The sequence below is a fragment of the Cupriavidus sp. UYPR2.512 genome (assembly GCF_000379565.1).
Classification (GTDB): domain Bacteria; phylum Pseudomonadota; class Gammaproteobacteria; order Burkholderiales; family Burkholderiaceae; genus Cupriavidus.
The window spans coordinates 52,843-73,038 of record NZ_KB903053.1; the positions used below are offsets into that span (position 1 = coordinate 52,843).

At 66.1% G+C, this 20,196-nt stretch carries 21 protein-coding genes and 2 pseudogenes; 8 read left to right on the forward strand and 15 right to left on the reverse strand.

The annotated features are described in order from the left end of the window. Positions 1-53: 53 nt before the first annotated feature. The 5 genes from flgF to flgB all read right to left on the reverse strand — a co-directional run bounded on the left by flgF (position 54) and on the right by flgB (position 3,697). Positions 54-797, reverse strand: coding sequence for a flagellar basal-body rod protein FlgF (gene flgF / locus A3A5_RS0119485; protein ID WP_018312212.1), 744 nt, complete (start codon positions 795-797; stop codon positions 54-56). A 26-nt stretch (positions 798-823) separates the two neighbouring features. Then, a complete protein-coding gene (gene flgE / locus A3A5_RS0119490) occupies positions 824-2,068 on the reverse strand; it encodes a flagellar hook protein FlgE (protein WP_018312213.1) in 1,245 nt (414 codons plus the stop codon). A gap of 68 nt (positions 2,069-2,136) precedes the next feature. Then, a complete protein-coding gene (flgD, locus tag A3A5_RS0119495; RefSeq protein ID WP_018312214.1) occupies positions 2,137-2,802 on the reverse strand; it encodes a flagellar hook assembly protein FlgD in 666 nt (221 codons plus the stop codon). A 55-nt stretch (positions 2,803-2,857) separates the two neighbouring features. Next, positions 2,858-3,265, reverse strand: a complete 408-nt coding sequence (gene flgC, locus A3A5_RS0119500; RefSeq protein ID WP_010812667.1) for a flagellar basal body rod protein FlgC — start codon at positions 3,263-3,265, stop codon at positions 2,858-2,860. 24 nt (positions 3,266-3,289) lie between these two features. After that, a complete protein-coding gene (gene flgB / locus A3A5_RS0119505) occupies positions 3,290-3,697 on the reverse strand; it encodes a flagellar basal body rod protein FlgB (RefSeq protein ID WP_018312216.1) in 408 nt (135 codons plus the stop codon). Between the two features lie 245 nt (positions 3,698-3,942). On the opposite strand from flgB, the gene flgA reads away from it, so the two are divergent. The 3 genes from flgA to A3A5_RS0119520 all read left to right on the forward strand — a co-directional run bounded on the left by flgA (position 3,943) and on the right by A3A5_RS0119520 (position 5,683). Then, complete coding sequence (gene flgA, locus A3A5_RS0119510) at positions 3,943-4,746, forward strand: flagellar basal body P-ring formation chaperone FlgA (protein ID WP_018312217.1); 804 nt, start codon at positions 3,943-3,945, stop codon at positions 4,744-4,746. A gap of 161 nt (positions 4,747-4,907) precedes the next feature. Further along, positions 4,908-5,216 carry a flagellar biosynthesis anti-sigma factor FlgM gene (gene flgM / locus A3A5_RS0119515; protein ID WP_010812670.1) on the forward strand — a complete coding sequence of 103 codons (309 nt, stop codon included), beginning with the start codon at positions 4,908-4,910 and terminating at the stop codon, positions 5,214-5,216. A gap of 5 nt (positions 5,217-5,221) precedes the next feature. Then, positions 5,222-5,683: a flagellar protein FlgN gene (locus tag A3A5_RS0119520; RefSeq protein WP_018312218.1), complete on the forward strand. Its 462-nt coding sequence runs from the start codon at positions 5,222-5,224 to the stop codon at positions 5,681-5,683. Between the two features lie 84 nt (positions 5,684-5,767). On the opposite strand, the gene A3A5_RS0119525 is transcribed toward A3A5_RS0119520, so the two are convergent. The 9 genes from A3A5_RS0119525 to A3A5_RS0119565 all read right to left on the reverse strand — a co-directional run bounded on the left by A3A5_RS0119525 (position 5,768) and on the right by A3A5_RS0119565 (position 16,166). Then, positions 5,768-6,205: a flagellar protein FlhE gene (locus A3A5_RS0119525; protein ID WP_018312219.1), complete on the reverse strand. Its 438-nt coding sequence runs from the start codon at positions 6,203-6,205 to the stop codon at positions 5,768-5,770. After that, the gene (locus tag A3A5_RS0119530; protein WP_018312220.1) at positions 6,205-6,921 is read right to left on the reverse strand and encodes an RNA polymerase sigma factor FliA; all 717 of its coding nucleotides are present in this window, start codon (positions 6,919-6,921) and stop codon (positions 6,205-6,207) included. The genes A3A5_RS0119525 and A3A5_RS0119530 overlap by 1 nt, the downstream gene beginning before the upstream one ends. A 103-nt stretch (positions 6,922-7,024) precedes the next feature. Then, the gene (locus A3A5_RS0119535; RefSeq protein ID WP_018312221.1) at positions 7,025-7,813 is read right to left on the reverse strand and encodes a flagellar synthesis regulator MotR; all 789 of its coding nucleotides are present in this window, start codon (positions 7,811-7,813) and stop codon (positions 7,025-7,027) included. Positions 7,814-7,824: 11 nt separating this feature from the next. Then, positions 7,825-10,155, reverse strand: a complete 2,331-nt coding sequence (flhF, locus tag A3A5_RS0119540; protein WP_018312222.1) for a flagellar biosynthesis protein FlhF — start codon at positions 10,153-10,155, stop codon at positions 7,825-7,827. A gap of 10 nt (positions 10,156-10,165) precedes the next feature. Next, positions 10,166-12,247 carry a flagellar biosynthesis protein FlhA gene (flhA, locus tag A3A5_RS0119545; RefSeq protein ID WP_018312223.1) on the reverse strand — a complete coding sequence of 694 codons (2,082 nt, stop codon included), beginning with the start codon at positions 12,245-12,247 and terminating at the stop codon, positions 10,166-10,168. Then, a complete protein-coding gene (flhB, locus tag A3A5_RS0119550) occupies positions 12,244-13,386 on the reverse strand; it encodes a flagellar biosynthesis protein FlhB (protein ID WP_018312224.1) in 1,143 nt (380 codons plus the stop codon). The genes flhA and flhB overlap by 4 nt, the downstream gene beginning before the upstream one ends. A 658-nt stretch (positions 13,387-14,044) precedes the next feature. After that, on the reverse strand, positions 14,045-14,821 hold the full coding sequence (locus A3A5_RS0119555) for a glucose 1-dehydrogenase (protein ID WP_018312225.1): 777 nt from the start codon (positions 14,819-14,821) through the stop codon (positions 14,045-14,047). A 25-nt stretch (positions 14,822-14,846) separates the two neighbouring features. After that, positions 14,847-15,605 carry an SDR family NAD(P)-dependent oxidoreductase gene (locus tag A3A5_RS0119560; RefSeq protein WP_018312226.1) on the reverse strand — a complete coding sequence of 253 codons (759 nt, stop codon included), beginning with the start codon at positions 15,603-15,605 and terminating at the stop codon, positions 14,847-14,849. 45 nt (positions 15,606-15,650) lie between these two features. Further along, positions 15,651-16,166: a nuclear transport factor 2 family protein gene (locus A3A5_RS0119565; RefSeq protein ID WP_018312227.1), complete on the reverse strand. Its 516-nt coding sequence runs from the start codon at positions 16,164-16,166 to the stop codon at positions 15,651-15,653. Positions 16,167-16,347: 181 nt separating this feature from the next. Between A3A5_RS0119565 and A3A5_RS0119570 the strand changes: the two genes are divergently transcribed. Next, on the forward strand, positions 16,348-16,812 hold the full coding sequence (locus A3A5_RS0119570; protein WP_018312228.1) for a nuclear transport factor 2 family protein: 465 nt from the start codon (positions 16,348-16,350) through the stop codon (positions 16,810-16,812). A 21-nt stretch (positions 16,813-16,833) separates the two neighbouring features. Next, a pseudogene (locus tag A3A5_RS38985) lies at positions 16,834-17,547 on the forward strand (EthD domain-containing protein). 171 nt (positions 17,548-17,718) lie between these two features. Here A3A5_RS38985 and A3A5_RS0119580 read toward each other — a convergent pair. Further along, a complete protein-coding gene (locus A3A5_RS0119580; protein ID WP_018312229.1) occupies positions 17,719-18,060 on the reverse strand; it encodes a helix-turn-helix domain-containing protein in 342 nt (113 codons plus the stop codon). 94 nt (positions 18,061-18,154) lie between these two features. On the opposite strand from A3A5_RS0119580, the gene A3A5_RS0119585 reads away from it, so the two are divergent. The 3 genes and pseudogenes from A3A5_RS0119585 to A3A5_RS41900 form a co-directional block, all read left to right on the forward strand. Beyond that, positions 18,155-18,481, forward strand: a complete 327-nt coding sequence (locus A3A5_RS0119585; RefSeq protein ID WP_018312230.1) for a nuclear transport factor 2 family protein — start codon at positions 18,155-18,157, stop codon at positions 18,479-18,481. Next, positions 18,481-19,260, forward strand: a complete 780-nt coding sequence (locus tag A3A5_RS0119590; RefSeq protein ID WP_018312231.1) for an SDR family oxidoreductase — start codon at positions 18,481-18,483, stop codon at positions 19,258-19,260. Before A3A5_RS0119585 ends, A3A5_RS0119590 begins: the two co-directional genes overlap by 1 nt. A gap of 727 nt (positions 19,261-19,987) precedes the next feature. After that, positions 19,988-20,196: pseudogene (locus tag A3A5_RS41900) on the forward strand (IS5/IS1182 family transposase); the annotation flags it as partial.

Below are 20,196 nucleotides of genomic sequence, written 5' to 3' on the forward strand. Positions count from 1 at the left end.
TTGGTGCTGGGGTCAGGCGGGGCACGGCGCGCCGTGCCGGCCAGTCATTCAGGTCAGTTGGTCGAGAGCAGCTGGTTGGCGCGCTGCTCGTTGCCGTCGGCGCCCTGGATCATCTTCATCTGCATCTCGAAGCGGCGGGCATTGGCGATCATCTCGACCATGGCTTCGGTCGGGTTGACGTTGCTGCCTTCCAGCGCGCCCGAGATCACGCGCACGGTGGTATCGGCCTCCAGCGGCTGCGCGCCTGGGCGCAGGCGGAACAGGCCGTCATCGCCGCGGGCGATGGCGTCGTTGGGCGGATTGACCACGCGCAGCCGGCCCACCTGGGCCAGGCCGGCAGAGGCTTCGCCGGGACCGCGCGCGGTGATGGTGCCGTCGGTGCCGATGGTCACCTGCGAGCCGGGCGGCACCGCCAGCGGACCGCCGTCGCCCATCACCGGCAAGCCGGAGATGGTCTGCACCTGGCCGTCCTGCGCCACCTGCAACGCGCCGGCACGGGTGTAGGCCTCAGTGCCGTCCGGTGCCTGCACCACCAGCCAGCCATTGCCCTGCAGCGCCACGTCCAGCGTGCGGCCGGTGTGGGTCAGCGGGCCGGCGCGCATGTCGGCGCCGGGGGTCGAGGCCAGCGCAAAGGCGCGCGTGCCCGCCTCCGGCCCCACCACCGGCACCGCGCGGTACAGGTTGACCTGCGCGCGGAAGGCCGGCGTGGAGACGTTGGCCAGGTTGTTCGATACCGCCGCTTGCTGGTCGAGTATCTGCTTGGCGCCCGACAGGGCGGTGTAGATCATGCGGTCCATGGCGGCGGCTCAGCTCAGCGTGGCGGTCACAGGTTGACCAGGGTCTGCATGACCGTGTCCTGCGCCTTGATGGTCTGCGCATTGGCCTGGTAGTTGCGCTGCGCAACGATCAGGTTGACCAGCTGGCCGGACAGGTCCACGTTGGAAGCTTCCACCGCATTGGAGCGCAGCGTGCCCATGCTGCCGCCGGCCGCGCCGATCAGCGCCTGGCCGGAGGCACCGGTGGCCGACCACACGTTGTCGCCTTCCGGCTTCAGGCCTTCGACGTTGCCGAACGCGGCCATCACAATCTGGCCGAGCGGCTTGGTCTGCTCGTTGGAATAATTGCCGGTGATGGTGCCGTCGCCATTGACCGAGAAGCCCAGCAGGCTGCCCGAGGTGTAGCCGTTCTGGCTGAGCTGCTTGACGTCGTTGTCGGCGCCGAACTGCGTGGTGCCGCTCAAGTCGAGCTTCATCGCCATGGCCTGCGCGCCGTTGACGGCCGGCTGGGTCAGCGTCACGGCGCCGGCCGCGGGCGATTGCAGCGCGCCCGCGTTGTCGAAAGCCAGCGTGACCGGCGCACCGCCGACCGCAACGCCGTTGACGTCGGTCACGTACATCTGCCAGTCGGTGCCGCCGGCCACGGTCGGATGAACCGGCGCCACGGCCGAATCCGCCGCCTTGGCGAAGTACGCCATCAGCTGCTGCTTGTTGCCCAGCGAGTCATAGACATTGATCGCCGTGCTGTAGTTGAACATGTTGCTGGTCGGCGGCGAGCCGGCCGAGCTGGCGAAGGCCTGCGCCGGCACGGTGGCGCGCGAGTCCAGCTGGAACTTGGCGGTGATGCTGCTGGTGGCGCGCGGCTCCATCTGCGCGTTGCTGATCACCAGCGGCTGCGGCTGCACGCCCGCGCCGCCGGCCACGCCCGCGGGATAGCCCGTGACCTGCAGGCCCTGCATATTGGTGATGCGGCCGTCTTCCTGGCGCTGGAACTGGCCGTTGCGCGAGTAGTAGACCGCGCCTTCCGGGCTGGTCAGGCGGAAGAAGCCGTTGCCGTTGGTGATGGCCACGTCCAGTGCACGCCCGGAGGCTTCAATATTGCCCTGGTTGAAGGACTGCACCACCGAGTTCACGCGCACGCCCAGGCCGATCTTGGTGCCTGCGTAGATGTCGGCAAACTGCGCGGCCGATTGCTTGTAGCCAACCGTGTTGGCGTTGGCGATGTTGTTGCCAATCACGTCCAGATTGGACGCGGCGGCGTTCAGGCCGCTTACCCCTTGACCGAAACCCATGATTGCTTCCTTTTGACTAGACTGTCGTTGAAGCCGGCCGGCGCCTTTGCGCTGCCGGCACCTGCGTTTTAGAGAATGCGGCGCACGTCGCCGACGTTCGCGGTCTGTCCGTCGCCCAGGTCCACCAGCACGCCGCTGGCGTCGCCGCTGATGCTCTGGACCTTGCCGTAGACCAGCGCCACCGGCTGCACCGAGGTGCCGTTGGCGGTGGCGGTCACCTTGAAGGTGTAGTCGCCGTCGGCCACGGCCGCGCCGGCATTGTTCTTGCCGTCCCATGCGACGTTGTGCACGCCCGCGGTCTGCCCCTTCATGTCGATGGTGCGCACCACGTTGCCGTCCTTGTCGAGCACGTCGACAGTGACCGCATCCGCGGTCGATGGCAGGTCCAGGCCAAACTTGCCCGGCACGCCGCCCGCCACCGACACCTGCTTGCCCGGCACCATCACGGTATGGCCGATCAGCGCCGCGGAGTCCATGGCGCGGCTGGCGCTGACCTGCGACAGCAACTGCGACAGCGTGGCGTTCATGGTCTGCATGCCGCTGACCGTGCTGATCTGCGCCAGCTGCGAGGTCAGCTGCGCGTTGTCCATCGGGTTGAGCGGGTCCTGGTTGTTCATCTGCGTGACGAGCATGGTCAGGAAGTTGTTCTGCAGCTCGGACGCGCTGGCGCTGCCGCTCTTGAGGGCGTCGTTGATGCCCTGAGTGTTGCTGCCTACCGCGGAGGTGGTTGTCATGTCTGTTGGTTGTCTGCGTGCGGGTGGAGGCGTTGCCGATACATGCCGGGGCTTGTCACTGGCCGATCGTCAGCGTCTTCAGCATCATGTTCTTGGCGGTGTTGAGCACTTCCACGTTGGCCTGGTAGGAGCGCGAGGCCGAGATCATGTTGACCATCTCTTCCACCGGGTTGACGTTGGGCATGACCACGTAGCCCTGGGCATTGGCCATGGGGTGCGTGGGGTTGTGCACCATGCGCGGCGGCGACGGGTCTTCCGACACGCCTCGCACCTGCACGCCGCCGATGTCCGTCTGCCCCGGCGTGGGCGCCATGCCGAATACGACCTGCTTGGCGCGATAGGCCTGGCCGTCTGGGCTGACCACGCTGTCGGCATTGGCCAGGTTGGAAGCGGTCACGTTCATGCGCTGTGACTGCGCAGCCATGGCCGAGCCCGCGACGTCGAAGATGTTCATTGCCGGCATGCGCTCTCTCCCTTACTGCTCGATTTACTGCTGGATGGCGGCCAGCATGGTCTTGATCCTGGAATTCATCACCGTCAGGCCGGACTCGAAGTGCACGGCGTTGTCGGCGAAAGCCACGCGCTCGGCATCCATTTCCACGGTGTTGCCGTCGACGCTGGACTGCAGCGGGATGCGGTAGGCAAGGTCGAATTCCTCGCGCCCCGGGGCCTGCGCGGGCAGATGGCGCACCGAGGTGGTGGACAGCGACATGCCTTCATTGCGATGGCCGCGTTCGACGCTCTGCGCCAGCGTGCTGGAGAAATCAAAATCGCGCGCCTTGTAGCCGGGCGTGTCCGCGTGCGCGATGTTGGAGGCAATCACCGACTGCCGCTGGTTGCGCAGGCTCAGCGCTTCCTGCTGGAAACGTAGTGCCGCATCGAGTCTGTCAATCATCTGGCATCTCCCTGCTCACGTGAACGGAGCGAACGACCTTCTTCAGGGTTGCCATCTTAGGCGGCGACCTGTCACGCCAATCGGATGAATAAGGACGGGAAATCCGTGCATTTCGGCCCGCCCTCGCGCGAGGGCCTGCCTACAATGGGACCCCGATGACAGATGTATGCGGGGCGCGCAGCCAGTCACGGGGCGGTGCGCCAGGCATGCCGTGCATGCCGTGCCGTCCTTGCCGGGAAGTCCAGATGAAACAGAATCGCCGCAACGCCCGCAGCCTGGCGCAAGCCCTGCTGGCGGCCTGCCTGCTTGGCTCAGCCGCCGTCGGAGCCGCGCCGGCGCAGGTCATGGCCGTCGCCATGCAGGCGCCGGCCGCGCACGGCCAGCAGCAGGCTGCCTATAGTGCCAACCCCGCTGCCAGCCCCGCCGCCAGCCCCTTTGCCGAAGACCCCGCGCGCGTTGCCGTCGAACGCTTCCTGCTGCAGCAGACCGCCGGCCTGCCGGGCAAGGTCAGCGTGCAAGTGGCACCGCCTTCGGGTGGCCGCGCGCCGGATTGCCTTGCGCCTGACCCGTTCCTGCCCGCCGGCACCTCGCCGTGGGGCCGCGTCTCTGTCGGCGTGCGCTGCGGTGGTGAGCGGCCGTGGGTGCGCTACATGCAGGCGCGCGTGTCGGTGCTGACCGATTACTACGTCGCCGCGCGCGCGCTGGGCCCGGGCGAGCCAGTCAGCCAGGCCGATATCGAAGTCCGCCAGGGCGACCTGGCCACGCTGCCGCGTGCGGTGATCACCGACCCGGCGCAGCTTGCCGGCGCCGTCACCGCCAACCGTATTGCCGCCGGCTCGCCGATACGCGCAGACCTGCTGCGCAAGGCCATCGCTGTGCGCCAGGGCCAGACCGTCACCGTGGCCGTGGAAGGCGATGCCTTTCAGATCACCAGCGAAGGCAAGGTGCTGGCCGATGCCGCCACCGGCAACACCGTGCAGGTGCGCCTGCGCAGCGGCCAGGTGGTCAACGGGCTGGTGCGCAGCGGCGACACCGTGGTGCTGCAGTAGCCCGCCGAAAGTGCCTTAATCGTGGCCAAATGACTGGAAACCCGTGGCAAGCGGCATGCGAAAATGCCGCCGAAACCGCTGCGCGGCGAAATCGGGGCGAGCGCCCTAAAGAATTCGCCGGCGCGACCGTAATGCCATAGGAAACCAGCAAGGAACGCCCCGTGAAGATCAACCACACCGCCTCGTCCCGGCCCGCCGACGCCCCCGCGGACGCCGCCGCCGCCCGGCCCCAGGCCGCGCCGGCCAGCGCCGCGGCGCCATCCGCCGGCCTGAGCGTCAGCCCGCTGGCCGCCCAGGTGCGCGACATCAGCGCCCGCCTGACGCAGCCCACGGACGACGATATCGACACCGCCAAGGTCGAAGAGATCCGCCAGGCCATCGCCGAGGGCCGGATCAGGATCGACCCGGGCAAGATTGCCGACGGCCTGCTCGCGACCCTGCGCGAGCTTGGCCAGGCCGAACCCCGATAGCCCAAATGAACCAGAGCCTGATCCAGTCCCTGCAGCGCGAAACCGAAGGCATCCAGGCCTTCGGCCAACTCCTCGCCGAAGAGCGCGACGCCCTCAAGCGGGGCGACTTCCAGTCCCTGAGCGGACTGCTGACGCGCAAGGTTGAACTGGGCCAGGCCCTGTCCCGCCAGCTCAAGGCCCGCGAAGCCCAGATGGGCGCCCTAGGCCTGCGCGCCGGCCCCGAAGGCCAGCTGCTCGGCCGCCAGGTCGACCCGGCCGTGGCCGACGCCTGGCGCCAGCTGATCTTCACCGCCCGCACCGCGCGCGACGGCAACGCCCTGAACGGCGCCATCGTCAACGCTCACCTCGACTTCACTCGCGAAGCCATTCAGGCGCTGCGGCAGCATAGCGGCGGGGATGCGGGGTTGTATGGGAAGGATGGGAAGGCGGCGGCTGGGGTGGGCGGGGTTAGCCTCGCGGCTGGATGAAGTTCGCACTAGAGGCGGTTATCGTGCTTGGCTGGCATGGCTGTCAAGAACGATAACCGACCGCAGTGCCAGCACAAGCCCCCCTCACCTAAACCCCACCACCACCTCATTACTACGCCCCTGCAGCACCGGCACCAAACTCCCCCGCCCCGGCACCCGGAACGCGAATACAAAGCCCTTGGTGGCATCATCCCCGAAGAACGCATCGGTCTTGCCTTGCGCCTGCGGCAGCAGCACGCAGCGCTGGGCATTGCAGAGATAGGCTTGCAGTTCCAGGGGTGGGGTTTTGGCGAAGCTGTAGCGCCAGCGCACCGACGTGATGACCCCTTCTGACTGCGGCAAGACGCCGGTGGGCAGGACCGGCGGCGACACCGCGCGCTGTCCGCGGCCGTAGAGTGCCGGCCCGTTGACCGATCCGGTCCAGGCGTGGCGGGTGCCGCCCTCAATGGCGGCCCAGGCGCAGGCCGATACGGCAGCCAGCAGCCAGCAAGCACCGCGCGCGGCGCGGCCCACCTCCTGCATCACAGCAAGCCGCGCAACTGGTTGCGCAGCCGCGTGATCGCCTGGCCGCGGATCTGGCACACGCGCGACTCGGTCACATCGAGCACCGCGCCGATCTCGCGCAGGTTCAGCTCCTGGTCATAGCACAGCGACAGCACCAGCTTCTCGCGCTCCGGCAGCCGGTCGATGGCGCGGATCAGCGCCTCACGCATGCCGCTTTCCATCAGCACGGCCAGCGGGTTGCCGTCATCGCTGCCGCCAAGGTGCCGGTCCAGGAAGTCTTCTTCGCCGGAGCGCTCGAAATCCTCGTAGTGCAGCAACTGGCAGCCATAGACCTCATTGAGCAGCAGCTGGTATTCGTCCAGCGCCATCTCCATGGCCTCGGCCACTTCGGAGTCGATCGGCGCGCGCCCGAGCTTCTGCTCCAGCCCGCGCTGCGTGCGTTCAATGCGCCGGGTGAACTGGCGCAGGCTGCGTGATTGCCAGTCGTTGGCGCGCACCTCGTCCAGCATGGCGCCGCGGATGCGCTGGCTGGCATAGGTCTCAAAGCGCGCGCCGTGGGTGTCTTCATAACGCTTGGCGGCATCCAGCAGGCCGATCATGCCGGCCTGGATCAGGTCGTCGATCTGCACGCTGGCTGGCAGCCTGGCGGCCAGTTGCAGGGCGATGCGGCGCACCAGCTGTGCATGCGCCTTGACCACATCGGCCTGTTCGAGCTTTCCCTGGATCGTGTACATGGTGCAATTCTCGTGAATGCTGGATTGCTGGACCCCCACACCGTGCGGCGGGGGCTGGCTCAGGTTCAGGGTCTGGTTCGGTTGGATGGCATGGCTGGCAGGCTCAGGCCATTGCGGGTGCAGGGGCGGACGTGTCCGCGCGCAGCGGCCAGGCGCCGATGCTGCCGGCGGTACGGCGCAGCGCGGTGGTGGCCGGTGCCGCCGGAAACGCCTCGACCACGCAGCGGCCCAGTTGCACGCCGCGCGCCACCAGCGGGTCGGACGGCAACCAGCCCGCGCACAGCGCCTCGACGCCCAGGTACTGGCTGGCCGTGCGCGCCAGGTTGCGCAGGATCGCCTGCACCGCGGCCTCGCTCGCCGCCATGTTGACGATCAGGTGGAACTGGCGCCAGGCATACAGGTGGTGCAGGCGTTTGATGCAGGCGTAGGCGGCGGTAATCGACGCCAGCTCAGGCCGCATCACGATCAGCGCATTGTGCGCGCCGCCCGCGAGCGGTGACAGCGCGCCGTCGGCATTGACGCCGGCATCCACCAGCACGCTGCGAAACCCGCTCACGGCAGCAGCCGGCAAGGTGCTGCCCGGCACATGCCGGCCAGCCGGCAGTACCGACAGCACGCCACCGGGACCGCTGCCTGCAGCAGCTTCCAGCGACAGATGGCCTGCGCTGACATCAGCCAGGGTGCCGGCGGGCCTGGCGCCGGACAGCCGCGTGGCGCGCGCCGCGGCGGCGTCTTCGTCGACCAGCAGCACGCGTTCGCCCTGCATGGCCAGCGCGTGCGACAAGCCCAGGGCCACGGTGGTGGCGCCGGCACCGCGTTCGCTGGCGACCACGGCAATACGGCGTGTCGTGCGCGGCGCCAGCATCCGGCGCAGGCTCTCGGCCTGGTCCATGGCGAGGGCGCTCACTGCAGGACCTCCACCGCTTCAGCGGACACGGCGGTGCCGCGGCCAGGATAGTTTTCCAGCACGTCGAGCAATGCCAGCATGCGGCCCATGCCTTCATTGAGCACCGTGCCCGGCACCGGCATGCCCTGGCGCACCGTGCGGCCAGCGAGGCGCGCGAGGAAGGCGGGCGCGGCCGCGGTCGGCGCGTGTTCCAGGCGCAGCACTGACAGGCCCAGCTGCAACGCGGCCAGCACGGCGCCGGCGGCGTGGCCGCTTTCGGCGTCCTGGGCGAAGTGGTCGATGGCGTGGCGCAGCGTGCGCAGGCGCGCATCGGCTGCTTCGGTCCACAAGGCCCAGCGCGCCACCTGCGCGGCATCCTGCGCCAGCGCCGGGTCGCACAGCAGATAGCGGGTATCGAGCAACTCACCGGTAGCGCGGTCGGCCAGGCGGGCCACCACCAGGCAGGCATCGATACCGCCTTCAGGGGTGCCCTTGCCGCGCACCGGGCTGTCCGGCACGCGCACTTCGGCGCTGGCCAGCCAGCGCACGGCTTCACGCTCGCGCACGGCGTCCTCGCCGACGGCGTGGAAGGTCAGCGTGTCGGCCAGCGCATCGAGCTTCCAGGCGGCGCCGGCGCTGACCACGCGCGCGGTCTTGCGCGCACCGGCCACCCAGCGCTCGCCGGCCTGCTGCCAGCGTGCCAGCGTGGCGGCGGACGGTACGGCATCCATCAGGTTGACCACCTTGCGTGCGGCGCTCATGGCGGCGCGCAGGCTGGCGGCATCGGACTCGGCTTCGCCCAGCGGCTGGCCGGCACGGCCGGTCGGGGTCACGGTGGCGGCCAGCGGCATGCCGTCGCGGTCGGCGAGCCACAGCGTATGCTGCATCGGCTGCGGCGTGCGGCGGCCGGGCACGGCCACTTGCAGCGTGGCAGCGCTGGCCAGCACGTACTGCTCGCACTGGCGGGTCACGTCGCGGCAGACCGCTTCGCGCACCTGCTGCGACATGGCGCGCAGGGCCGGGGTGCCGGCGCTGCGCTGTTGCCACAGCGAGCGGGCCAGGTCGAGGCCCAGGCCCGCGCCATTGAGTTCCGCCACGCACTGGCTCAGCGCGTCGGCGCTGTCGGTCAGCGAGCGCAGCACCTCGTCGGCACCGCCACGCGCGGGCGCCTCGTCATCGGCGCCGGCGGTGCGCCTGCGTGCGGCGTCCGCATCGGCAAATACCGAACCGCGGCGCGGCGTCAGGAAGGCGCGCTCCACCAGCGCGGTGCTGTTGGCCAACTCAAGGTGCTCGGGCACGCGCTGGCCGGTGGAGGCGTAGAACACCGGCAGCCGGTGGCGGATCACCACGTCCAGCACCGAACCCAGGTGGGTGGCTTCATCCAGCTTGCTGATGATGCAGCCATCGATGCCGCCGCCATCCGGCGCGGCGTCATGGCGGTAGGCATGCACCACTTCATTGAGGGTATCGCCGTGGCTGGCGCCGTTGAGCAGCAGCACGCGCTGCACCGGCGCGGGCGCGCCGGCCAGCATGGCGATCTGTTCCGACAGGCTGCGGTCACGCTGGCTCATGCCGACGGTGTCGATAATCACCAGGTGCTTGTCCTTCATCGCCGCCAGCGCGAAGCGCAGGTCGGCGGCGTCCTTCACCGCATGCACCGGCACGCCCAGGATGTCGCCGTAGATGCGCAGCTGCTCATGCGCGCCGATCCGGAAACTGTCGGTGGTCAGCAGCGCCAGCTTGTCGGCGCCGTGGCGCAGCACGAAGCGCGCCGCCAGCTTGGCCGTGGTGGTGGTCTTGCCCACGCCGGTGGGGCCCACCAGCGCCAGCACGCCGCCTTGCGCGAACAGGCTGTCCTCGTCGCCCAGCACCGGCAGCTTGCTGGCCAGCTCGGCGCGGATCCAGCCCATCGCCGCCGGCCGGTCATAACCCAGCGGCAGCCGCGCCAGCAACGTACGCGCCAGTTGCCCCGAGAAGCCCGCGCCGACCAGCCATTCGAACAGCGATTCGCGCAGCGGGTCGCTCGCGGCCACGCCGTGCGCCGCCGCGCTCGGGGCCACGCCCGGAGCCGCGCTGATGCCGGCCAGCTGGCGCTCCAGCATCGCGCGCATCGATTGCAGCTCACCGCGCAGGTCGCCGATGGCGGCGTGCTCGACCACTGGCGCGGGTGGCACGTAGACCTGCGCCGTGGCCTGCACGCTGCCCAGATCCGTATCGCGCATGGCGACAATCTCCACGCCGCCCTCGACGGTGCGGTTGGACAGCACTACGGCGTCCGGGCCCATGGCTTCGCGCACCTGGCGCATGGCTTCGCGGCCGTTGGCCGCGACAAACTTGGCTACGCTCATCGTTGACTCCTCACGCGCCGATCATGGCGGTGATGCGGATATTGCGGTTGTCCGGCACCTCGGCATGCGACAGCACCCTCAGCTGCGGCATGGTGCGCCGCAGGAAGCGCGCCATCAGCGGGCGCAGCTGCGACGGCACCAGCAGCACCGGGTCCATGCCCATCTGCTCCTGGCGCGTGACCGCCCCCTGGGTCTGCTGCAGCAACGCATCGGCCAGGCCTGGCTCGATCCCGCCGCCATTGGTCAGCGCCTGCGACAGGACGCGCTCCAGGCCGGCATCCAGGCCGATCACCTGCAGGTCGGCGTTGTTCGGGAACAGCTGCTGCGTGATCGCGCGGCCCAGCGCCACGCGCACCATCGCGGTCAGCTCGTTGGGGTCGCTGATCTTGGGCGCATGCTCGGCCACCACATCCAGGATGGTGCGCATGTCCCGGATCGGCACGCCTTCGTCCAGCAGGTTCTGCAGGATCTTCTGCAGCGCGGTCAGCGAAATGGCCTTCGGCACCAGGTCCTCGGTCAGCTTCGGCGATTCCTTGGCGATGCGGTCCAGCAGCGCCTGCACTTCCTGGCGGCCCAGCAACTCGGCCGCGTGCATGTGGATCAGGTGGTTCAGGTGCGTGGCCACCACCGTGCTGGCATCGACCACGGTATAGCCGCAGGACTGCGCCTGCTCCTTGATGCCCGCGTCGATCCATACCGCCGGCAGGCCGAAGGCGGGATCGCGCGTGGCCGCGCCGGGCAGCGTGCCGCTGACCTGCCCGGGGTTGATCGCCATCCACTGGCCCGGCATGGCTTCGCCGCGGCCGATCTCCACGCCCTTGAGCGTGATGCGGTAGGCGTTGGGCTTGAGTTCCAGGTTGTCGCGGATATGCACCACCGGCACCAGGAAGCCGATCTCCTGCGCCACCTTCTTGCGGATGCTCTTGATGCGGCCCAGCAGCTCGCCGTCCTGCGCGCGGTCCACCAGCGTGATCAGGCGGTAGCCCACTTCCATGCCGAGCGGGTCGACCAGCGTGACGTCGTCCCAGCTGGCTTCCGTGGATTCCGCCGCCACCGCCGGGACGCGCTCCTCGCGCTGCCTGGTTTGCGCCTGCGTGGCCGCGCGGCGCGACATATAGCGGCCCATCCACGCCAGCACGCCCGCCAGCAGCAGGAAGGCAAAGTGCGGCATGCCCGGGATGATGCCCATCATGCCGATGATGCCGGCGGTCAGGTACAGCACGCGCGGGTTGGCGAAGAGCTGGCCGGTGAGCTGCTCGCCCACGTCCTGCTCGTTCGACACGCGCGAAACGATCACGCCCGCGGCGGTGGAGATCACCAGCGCCGGGATCTGCGCCACCAGGCCGTCGCCGATGGTCAGCAGGGTGTAGTTGTGCACGGCGGTGCCGAAGTCAAGGTCGTGCTGCAGCATGCCCACCACCATGCCGGCGGCGACGTTGATGAACATGATCAGCAGGCCCGCCACGGCATCGCCGCGCACGAACTTGCTGGCGCCGTCCATGGCGCCGTAGAAGTCGGATTCCTGCGCCACTTCGGCACGACGCTTCTTGGCCGCGGCTTCGTCGATCAGGCCGGCGTTCAGGTCGGCATCGATCGACATCTGCTTGCCGGGCATCGAATCCAGCATGAAGCGCGCGCCGACTTCGGCGATACGGCCCGCGCCCTTGGTGATCACCATGAAGTTGATTACCACCAGGATTGCAAACACCACGATGCCGACCGCGAAGTTGCCGCCCACCAGGAAGTGGCCGAAGGCCTCCACCACCTTGCCGGCAGCGTCGGGGCCGGTATGGCCTTCGAGCAGCACCACGCGCGTGGACGCCACGTTCAGCGACAGACGCAGCAGCGTGGTGAACAGCAGCACCGCCGGGAAGGCGGCAAAGTCCAGCGGCTTCTGCGTGTACATGCTGACCAGCAGCACCATGATCGCCAGCGCGATATTGAAGGTGAACAGCAGGTCCAGCACAAAGGCCGGCAGCGGCAGGATCATCATCCCCAGGATCATGATGATCAGCAGCGGCCCGGTCATGGCCTTGAGCTGGCCGGCGGAGCGCAGGCCGGGCAGGTTGAACAGGTTGCTCAGCGCATTCATTCTCGGCTTTCCGGTACGGCGAGTTCAGCGGGCACCAGCAGGTCCGCGGGCGCCTGCGGCTGCGGGCCCTGCGAGTAGTGCCAGTGCTTCAGTTGATAGACCCAGGCCAGCACTTCGGCCACGGCGGTATACAGTCCGGCGGGGATTTCCTGGCCCAGCTCCACGTGGCGGTGCAGCGCGCGCGCCAGCGGCGGGGCAGACATCAGCGGCACGCGGTGCTCGGCGGCCAGCGCGCGGATGCGGGCGGCAATATCGCCGGTGCCCTTGGCCACCACGCGCGGCGCGCCCATGCGCCCTTCCTCATAGCGCAGCGCCACGGCAAAGTGAGTGGGGTTGGTCACCACCACGTCGGCCTTTGGGACCTCGGTCATCATGCGGCGGCGCGCCATGGCGCGCTGCTGCTGGCGGATGCGGCCCTTGATATGCGGGTCGCCCTCGCTTTCCTTGAATTCCTGCTTGACCTCTTCCTTGGTCATGCGCAGCTTCTTGAAGAATTCCCAGTACTGCCACGGCACGTCGATGGCCGCCACCACCAGCAGCGACAGCGACACCACCAGGCAGCAATACATGACCAGGTCGACCATGTGCAGCAGCGCTTCCTGCACCGGCGCATTCATCAGCGCGATGGCCTCGGGCAGTCGCCGCCACAGCACCCAGGCGCCCACGCTGCCCACCAGCAGCGACTTGGCCACGGCCTTGAGCAGCTCCACCAGCGAATGCGCGGAGAACATCCGGCCCAGCCCCGCCAGTGGCGACAGCCGCGAGAACTGCGGCGCGAAGGACTTGCCCGAGAACACCCAGCCCCCCAGCAGCAACGGCGCCGCCAGCGCGGCAACGCCGAACAGGAACAGCAGCGGCAGGAATGCCAGCAGGCTGTCCCACACCATCATGGCAAAGCGCGACAGCATGCGCGAGGTATCGAACGCCGTTGCCGGCTCGAAGCGCAGCGCCCCCTGCATCACCTGGTTCAGGCTGCGGCCCAGATGGCCGCCCAGCGTCCACAGGCCGGTGACGCCGGCGATCAGCATGATGAACGTGGCCAGCTCACGCGAACGCACCACCTGCCCCTCCTCGCGCGCCTTTTCCAGGCGCCGGGGTGAGGCGGGTTCGGTTTTCTCGAGATCGCTTTCTTCGGACATCCACGCTCCGTGCGAAGCGGCAAGCCGCTATTCGTCAGCAGGGATTATCGAAGCGCGGGGGGCTTCCCATTCGCGCGAAAAGGCGGGGGAATTGGGTGTTGTTTGGGAAATGGGAGGTGGTTGGGGGTTAACGGCGGGCGGGTTGGGAGACTTTAGGGGGAATCCTGGAGAAGCCGTCGACCGGCGAGTGCCTTGAGGCAAGCCCCCTGGCCGCGGCCTTCCAACGCCCGTTCCACGTGGTCGCGTAACCGTTCACGCGGCCATGGACTTCCGGCCGCGGCCACAAGCTTAAAAAGGTGTAGCGAACCCGACCGGGCCATTGAGATCGATATGAAGAATGTCCGAGAGGGGGACGGTCAGAGACTGCTGTGGGCTGGCGGTGGACAGTCGGCCGAGTTCGGCCAATTGCGGTCATTGATCGTGTCGTGTTCCAGGACTCTTTTGACTCCATCAACAGACGCTCAAAGCGGTCGAAGGGCCGTTGGCCCGCGCAATAGCTATAGTGCGATAGCTCACGCGGCGCTCTTCCTTAGAAGCTGTTGCGAAATTAGTTCATGCAGGGCTTTCGCCTAAGATGAGGCGCGTTCATATAAGAACCAAAAGAAAACCCCAACTGCTGCGCTGGGGTGATTGAGCGGTAAGCTATTGCCCAGAAGTGTCAGAACGGCGCGCCCGGCAGGCCCGGATAGTAGGCACCGGCCACCATGCCGCCATCCACCGTCAACTCGCTGCCGTTGCAGTACGAGGCCTCATCGCTGGCCAGGAACAATATCGCGCGCGAAATTTCCACCGGCTCGCCGATGCGCTGCAGCGGGACCTGGCGATAGTCCTTGTTCAGTTCGTCCGCGGTCAGCCCACGCGGGTTGGCCATCTGGGTATTCATGCCGCCGGGATGGACCGAATTGACGCGCACGCCGTGGTGGCCAAGTTCCAGCGCCGCCGCCTTGGTCAACCCGCGTACGCCCCATTTGCTCGCCACATAGGCGGGAAATGCATTGACGCCGCGCATGCCATCCACCGACGAGATGTTGACGATGGAACCGGCACGCTGCGCCTGCATCAGCGGAGCCACTGCACGGATGCCAAGGAAGGTGCCGAGCAGGTTGATCGACAAGGCGCGCTCGAACTCGCCTGTGGAGAGATCGGTGATGGCGCCGAACACCAGCACCGCAGCGTTGTTGACGAGCACGTCGATGCGTCCGAAGCGCTCGATGGTCTGCTCTGCCAGTTGCTGCCAGTTGGCTTCGTCGCTGACGTCGAGGCGGTGGTAGCAGGCCGCTTCTCCCAGCTTCCTTGCCAGCGCCTGACCATCCCGCTCCAGCACATCGGCGATCACCACCCTGGCGCCTTCCTGTACGAACAGGCGGCAGGTTTCGGCGCCCATGCCACGTGCGCCACCGGTGACGATGGCGACCTTGTTGGCCAATCGATTCATAGTTGTTTCCATATTGGTTAAGAAGTCAGCCCCAATAGGCCTGGCCACCGTCGAGCGGGATGGTGGCGCCGGTCAGGTAGCCGGCATCGCTGCCGACCAGAAACACCACCGCCCGGCCGATGTCCTGTTCGCAGTGGCCAACGCGGCCAAGAGGGATAGTCTTGAAGAAGGCGGCAGCCTCGTCCGAGCGAGCGGCGATCCAGCCTTCCATGCCGGGCGACAGCGCATGCGGCGCGATCGTGTTAACGCGAATGCCATCGGCTCCCCATTCACAGGCAGCAGCCCGGGTAAGCGAACGGATCGCCTCCTTGACCGCGGCGTAGGCACCGTAACCGGAGGCATCCCAGCGCACCGCCGCCGACGAGGCGAAGTTGACCACTGCACCGCCCCCCTTCAGGTATGGGTGGCACGCGCGCATCAGGCGCAAGGTTGCGAGCGGGCCGGAATCGATGCCTTCGACAAAGGCTTCGTCGCTCACGTCCAGCAGGTTGCCCAGCGGCACCACCTGCGCGTTGTTGATCAGGATGTCGATGCCTCCGAAGGTCTGTGCCATCTTGGCCACACAGCGCTCGATGTCTTGCTTGACCATCACGTCGCACAGAAACGGCCTCGCGCGGCCACCACGACGCGCGATTTCGGCGCAGGTGGCTTCCAGCTTGCTCAAAGTACGTCCGACAACGGCCACCGAGACGCCCTCCGCCGCCAGCGCGTAAGCTATACCCTGCCCGACGCCCTGACCGGCGCCAGTGACCAGGGCAACTTTGCCCTGCAGATTTGCTGCCATGTTTTGGCTCCTGCTGTTGGAAAAATGGTGATGGTGAGATCCGGTTCAGGAGGCTGGCGCCTCAGCTAGCGAGGGGGCGCGGCCGGCGAATAGGGTTCGGACTGTCGCAGCATCCAGTTGCAGCGCCATGGTGGAAGTCACCACGCAGCGGGTGGAGATGATCTTCCAGGCGCCATCCAGCTTGCGGTATTCGTCTTCGTAGTAGGCACCGAACTGGGTTAGCGTGCTGGTATGTGTATCGATCTGCTGGTAATGCAGTCCCCAGGTGCCGTAGGCATGGTCAGCATCAGCCACGGTGAGCTGCGGGTTGACTCCGTGATGCATCTCGACGATGTGTTCGTGGCAGCCGAGCCGCTCGAATAGCTCGACCAACTGATCGCGTTCGTGGAACACGCCGAGGCGGCCGTAATCGATCAGTACCTGGCCGCTAGCGAAGCAGTCTCGCACACCTTGCGGGTCTTTCTGGTCGCAACAGAAGAAATAGCGTGCCTTCAACTGGCGGATCGCTTCCAGATCCTCCAGCTTGCGCAGGCGCTGTTCCAGCTCGAGAGAGGGGCTCATGAGGTCTCCTTGACGGCCGGTACATCCGACCCATGGCCGGCACGCTAACCCAGCCACCACGCCTGGCGCTCCCCCGTTCGGACTAGCGAGCATCTCCGTAGTCCGCGCGGACGATGAGTATGACGGCAGCGCCGTCCTACCATCGGCTCGACCTCACGCAGCCCCCGACAAGGAGACCCCGATGGACGAATTTCTCGAGCTCGAACGCGTCCGCCAGCTCAAATACCGCTATTTTCGCGCGCTGGACCGGCACGACTGGGCGGCGCTGGCCGACTGCCTGGCCCCCGAGCTGAACACCTGGCTGGATAGCGGCAAGTACAGCTTCGACAGCCGCGATGCCTTTATCGCCGGCATCCGCAAGCTAATGGACGACGCCACCCTCCTGACCAAGCACCAGGGCCACCACCCGGAGATCAAGCTGACCGCGCCAGACCGTGCCAAGGGCACCTGGTATCTGGAAGACCATGTGATCGACCTCGCCAACAGCTGGATGCTGCACGGCACAGCCTTTTACGAGGACGAGTACGTAAAGCGCGATGGTGAGTGGCGCATCATCTCCACCGGCTACAGGCGCGTATTCGAAACCGTCACTGCCCCTATCCCGGACACGTTCAAGGTGACCGCCAATATGTTTGCCCCCGCCTGACAGCCGAAAGGAAAGCCAACCATGGAAAAAGTCGTCTACATCGTATGGCGCGACCCGCGTGACGGCGTTGAGCAGTTTGCCCAACGTCTGCGCGGCGAATTACCGGAGAAATTGCTCGCGCTTGGTGCGCGTGGCGTACAGGTGAAGTGGCGGATGAGGCGGTAGCGCCAGCCACCGGACTACGTCAGTCCAACAGCCAGCCGCTGATGGACGGCCTGGTCAGCGTGTGGATGAACAGCGCAATCAAGCCATTCCGCCAGCCGTTCGACGATGCGATCGGGCAGGCAGTGGCGCGCCAGGCAGCCTATCTGGTGACCGAATCGCAACCGATCCGCAACACACGTTTCCCGGCTCGCCTGGGCGAGCGCACCGAAGGCTTTGCCCAGCTCGCCTTTCTCAAGCGCCCCCCTCGGCTGACACCGGAAGCCTGGCTGGATATCTGGCACAACCACCACACCCAGGTAGCGATCGACACGCAGGATAATTTCCTTTATGTGCAAAACGTGGTGGTGCGCCCGCTGACCCATGGCGCACCGGCAGTGGACGCCATCGTCGAGGAATGCTTCCCGGCCGCGGCGATGACCAGCCCGCATGCGTTCTTCGATGCGGTCGGGGATGATGTAAAGCTACAGGACAATCTGCAGGCCATGATGGATAGTTGCCACCGTTTCATTGATTGACAAGATCGACGTGCTGCCGACCAGCCAGTATGTGATCAAGACGGCGGCGGGTTGATCCGCTCGCCGGCTTCGTACGGTGGACCGCCCCAACAGGGCGGGCGCAACAATGGCTTCATCTCTCGAACACGGCGACCATGCGAGTCTGCCCAACCGTGTGCCTAAGAGTCTGATCCGGCTTGGCTTGCTCGGCCAATCAACGGAGATTACCTAGGGAATCTACTCGGCATCAGACAGCTTTTAGCAACTCGTTGCGCTGCTCCGCCCATTTGAGAAGAGCGTCCAGAGCGGGACAGAGTGCTTGTCCCCAATCAGTCAACCGGTATTCCACCTTGGGCGGCACCTGGGCATAGAGCTTTCTTGCCACGATCCCGTCCGCCTCCAACTGGCGTAGCTGCTGCGCGAGCATCTTTTGCGAAATACCAGGGATGAGCTTCTCCAGATCAGAGAAACGCTGCACCTTGCCATCGAAAAGGTGGAACAGGATGACCAGCTTCCAGCGCCCTTCCAGCAATTTAAGCACTGCTTCGACACCAACTGCGGCCGTGTCGGGGGTGTATTCCTTTCCCATAGGTAGGTAACTTACTTTTCCGTGCGTTCTTGTTCAATAGTAAGTTTATAGCGAAAATTCCTGTATCGACACTTTGCCATCAGAGGCTCCTTGCATGGACATTTCACTACCCGATGCGGTCTCCACTTTTTTTCAGGTGAGCAATGGTGCCGCGCCTTCATCGCTGCGACGTGCTTTTTCCGAAAAGGCCGTTGTCCACGATGAAGGCCAGACGTATCAGGGACACGAAGCAATCGAAACCTGGCTGGCGGAAGCGCAGCGCAAGTATGCCTATAGCGTAGAGCCGTTGACGTTCGTGCAAGACGACGCCCGCGTCACTGTCGTGGCTCAATATGCTGGCAACTTCCCCGGAGGTCTCGCCGACCTGAAACATGTATTCCGGCTCACGGACCACAAGATTGAATTTCTAGAGATCCACTGATGACCACGAACCGCGAACTCACGGGCAAGCGTGTGCTGGTCACGGCTGGCACGAAGGGCGTTGGCCGCGCCGTCGTCGAACTGCTCGGCGAACTCGGCGCGCGCATCCTGACGACGGCTCGTGCCAAGCCGGACTTCATTCCCGACGCCATGTTCGTCGAAGCCGACCTCACTACGCCGGAGGGTTGCGCCACCGTAGCACAGGCCATCGAAAACCGGCTGGGTGGCGTGGACGCCATCATCCATGTCCTGGGCGGATCGTCAGCCCCGGCAGGCGGTTTTGCCGCGCTGGATGAAACCGAATGGCAGAAAGAGCTGAACCTCAATCTGTTTCCGGCCGTACGACTGGATCGGGCGTTGTTGCCGAAGATGATTGAGCAACGTGCAGGCGTCATCATCCACGTCACGTCCATCCAGAATCGTTTGCCCTTGCCGGAATCGACCACGGCTTATGCTGCCGCCAAGGCTGCACTGTCCACGTACAGCAAGAGTCTGTCGAAGGAAATCACGCCTAAGGGCGTGCGCGTCGTGCGCGTGTCGCCGGGCTGGGTGGAAACCGAAGCGGCAGTTGCGCTGGCAGAACGGCTTGCCAGCCAGGCCGGTACGGATTACGAAGGCGGCAAGCAGATCATCATGGATGCGCTGGGTGGCATCCCGCTCGGGCGGCCGTGCAAGCCGGCGGAAGTCGCCGACCTGATCGCCTTTTTGATCTCGCCGCGTGCGGCGGCGATCAGCGGGGCAGAGTACGTGATCGACGGTGGAACCATTCCCACCGCGTAAGACTGATCCATCTGAACACCGACACGATTCTGCAGTACTCATCGCCCGGGCACCCTGTGCGTCCTGGTGTACCGCCGCCGGGTTGGGGCGTGCGCCCCGCGCCGCGGGAGCCGCTGCCATCCGGCTTTGACCCCTGACGCCTTTGGCCCGCGCGGGCCTGCGCGCTCCGCTTGCCGATGATGAAGCTGCGAGGGCGAGTCGTAAGGCTGTCGGTTTCCATCGCCGTTTTAAGGCGGTGATGGCGTCGAGCCCGTTGCAATATAAGAAGCGAATCCGATTGTTGCACGCGATCGCTGCTGGTTCGTAGTCACGACGGTGCGACGTCGATTGTCTTCAGCGACCCAGTTCAGCATAGATTAGGCTCGCCTGTTCGGTCTGCCATCCTCAAGTGACCTTGCGAAGGCCATCCAAAAACTTCGGGGCGCATACTCACCGCACAAACCAATGCCGCGGGACGGTCTGTGCCATAGCATCGAGGGTTCACAACGCACTTTCGGGAGAAGGAAGGCTGTCGACAGGCGCCGAAAAATCTCCCTCACGTATCGCTTTCCGTTTTGTAGCCGATCCAGTTACAGAGTGTCGAGTCAACCGGGATGTTCCAGTGCCTGATATGTGGTCGTCAAGGGACACTGGCAAGCTGGGTGCAACAGGCTGTTTAGGGTCGAGGGTGTGTGAAAACGTCCCGATCACCTAGACTGGATCAACTCATTCAGATTGGGGGGACCGGATGAAGCGATTCATAGAGGGAGAAGACCGCAAGCAAGCTACGCTGCTTCCAGAATGCCTCGATGATTTCATCGCCGAGGATAACCCTGCCAGGATCATCGACGCGTTTGTTGAAGAGTTGGATCTCGAGTCGCTCGGGTTCGAAGGTGCCAATCCTTCGACTACAGGTCGCCCCTCATATCATCCTGCCGTCCTCTTGAAGATATACAT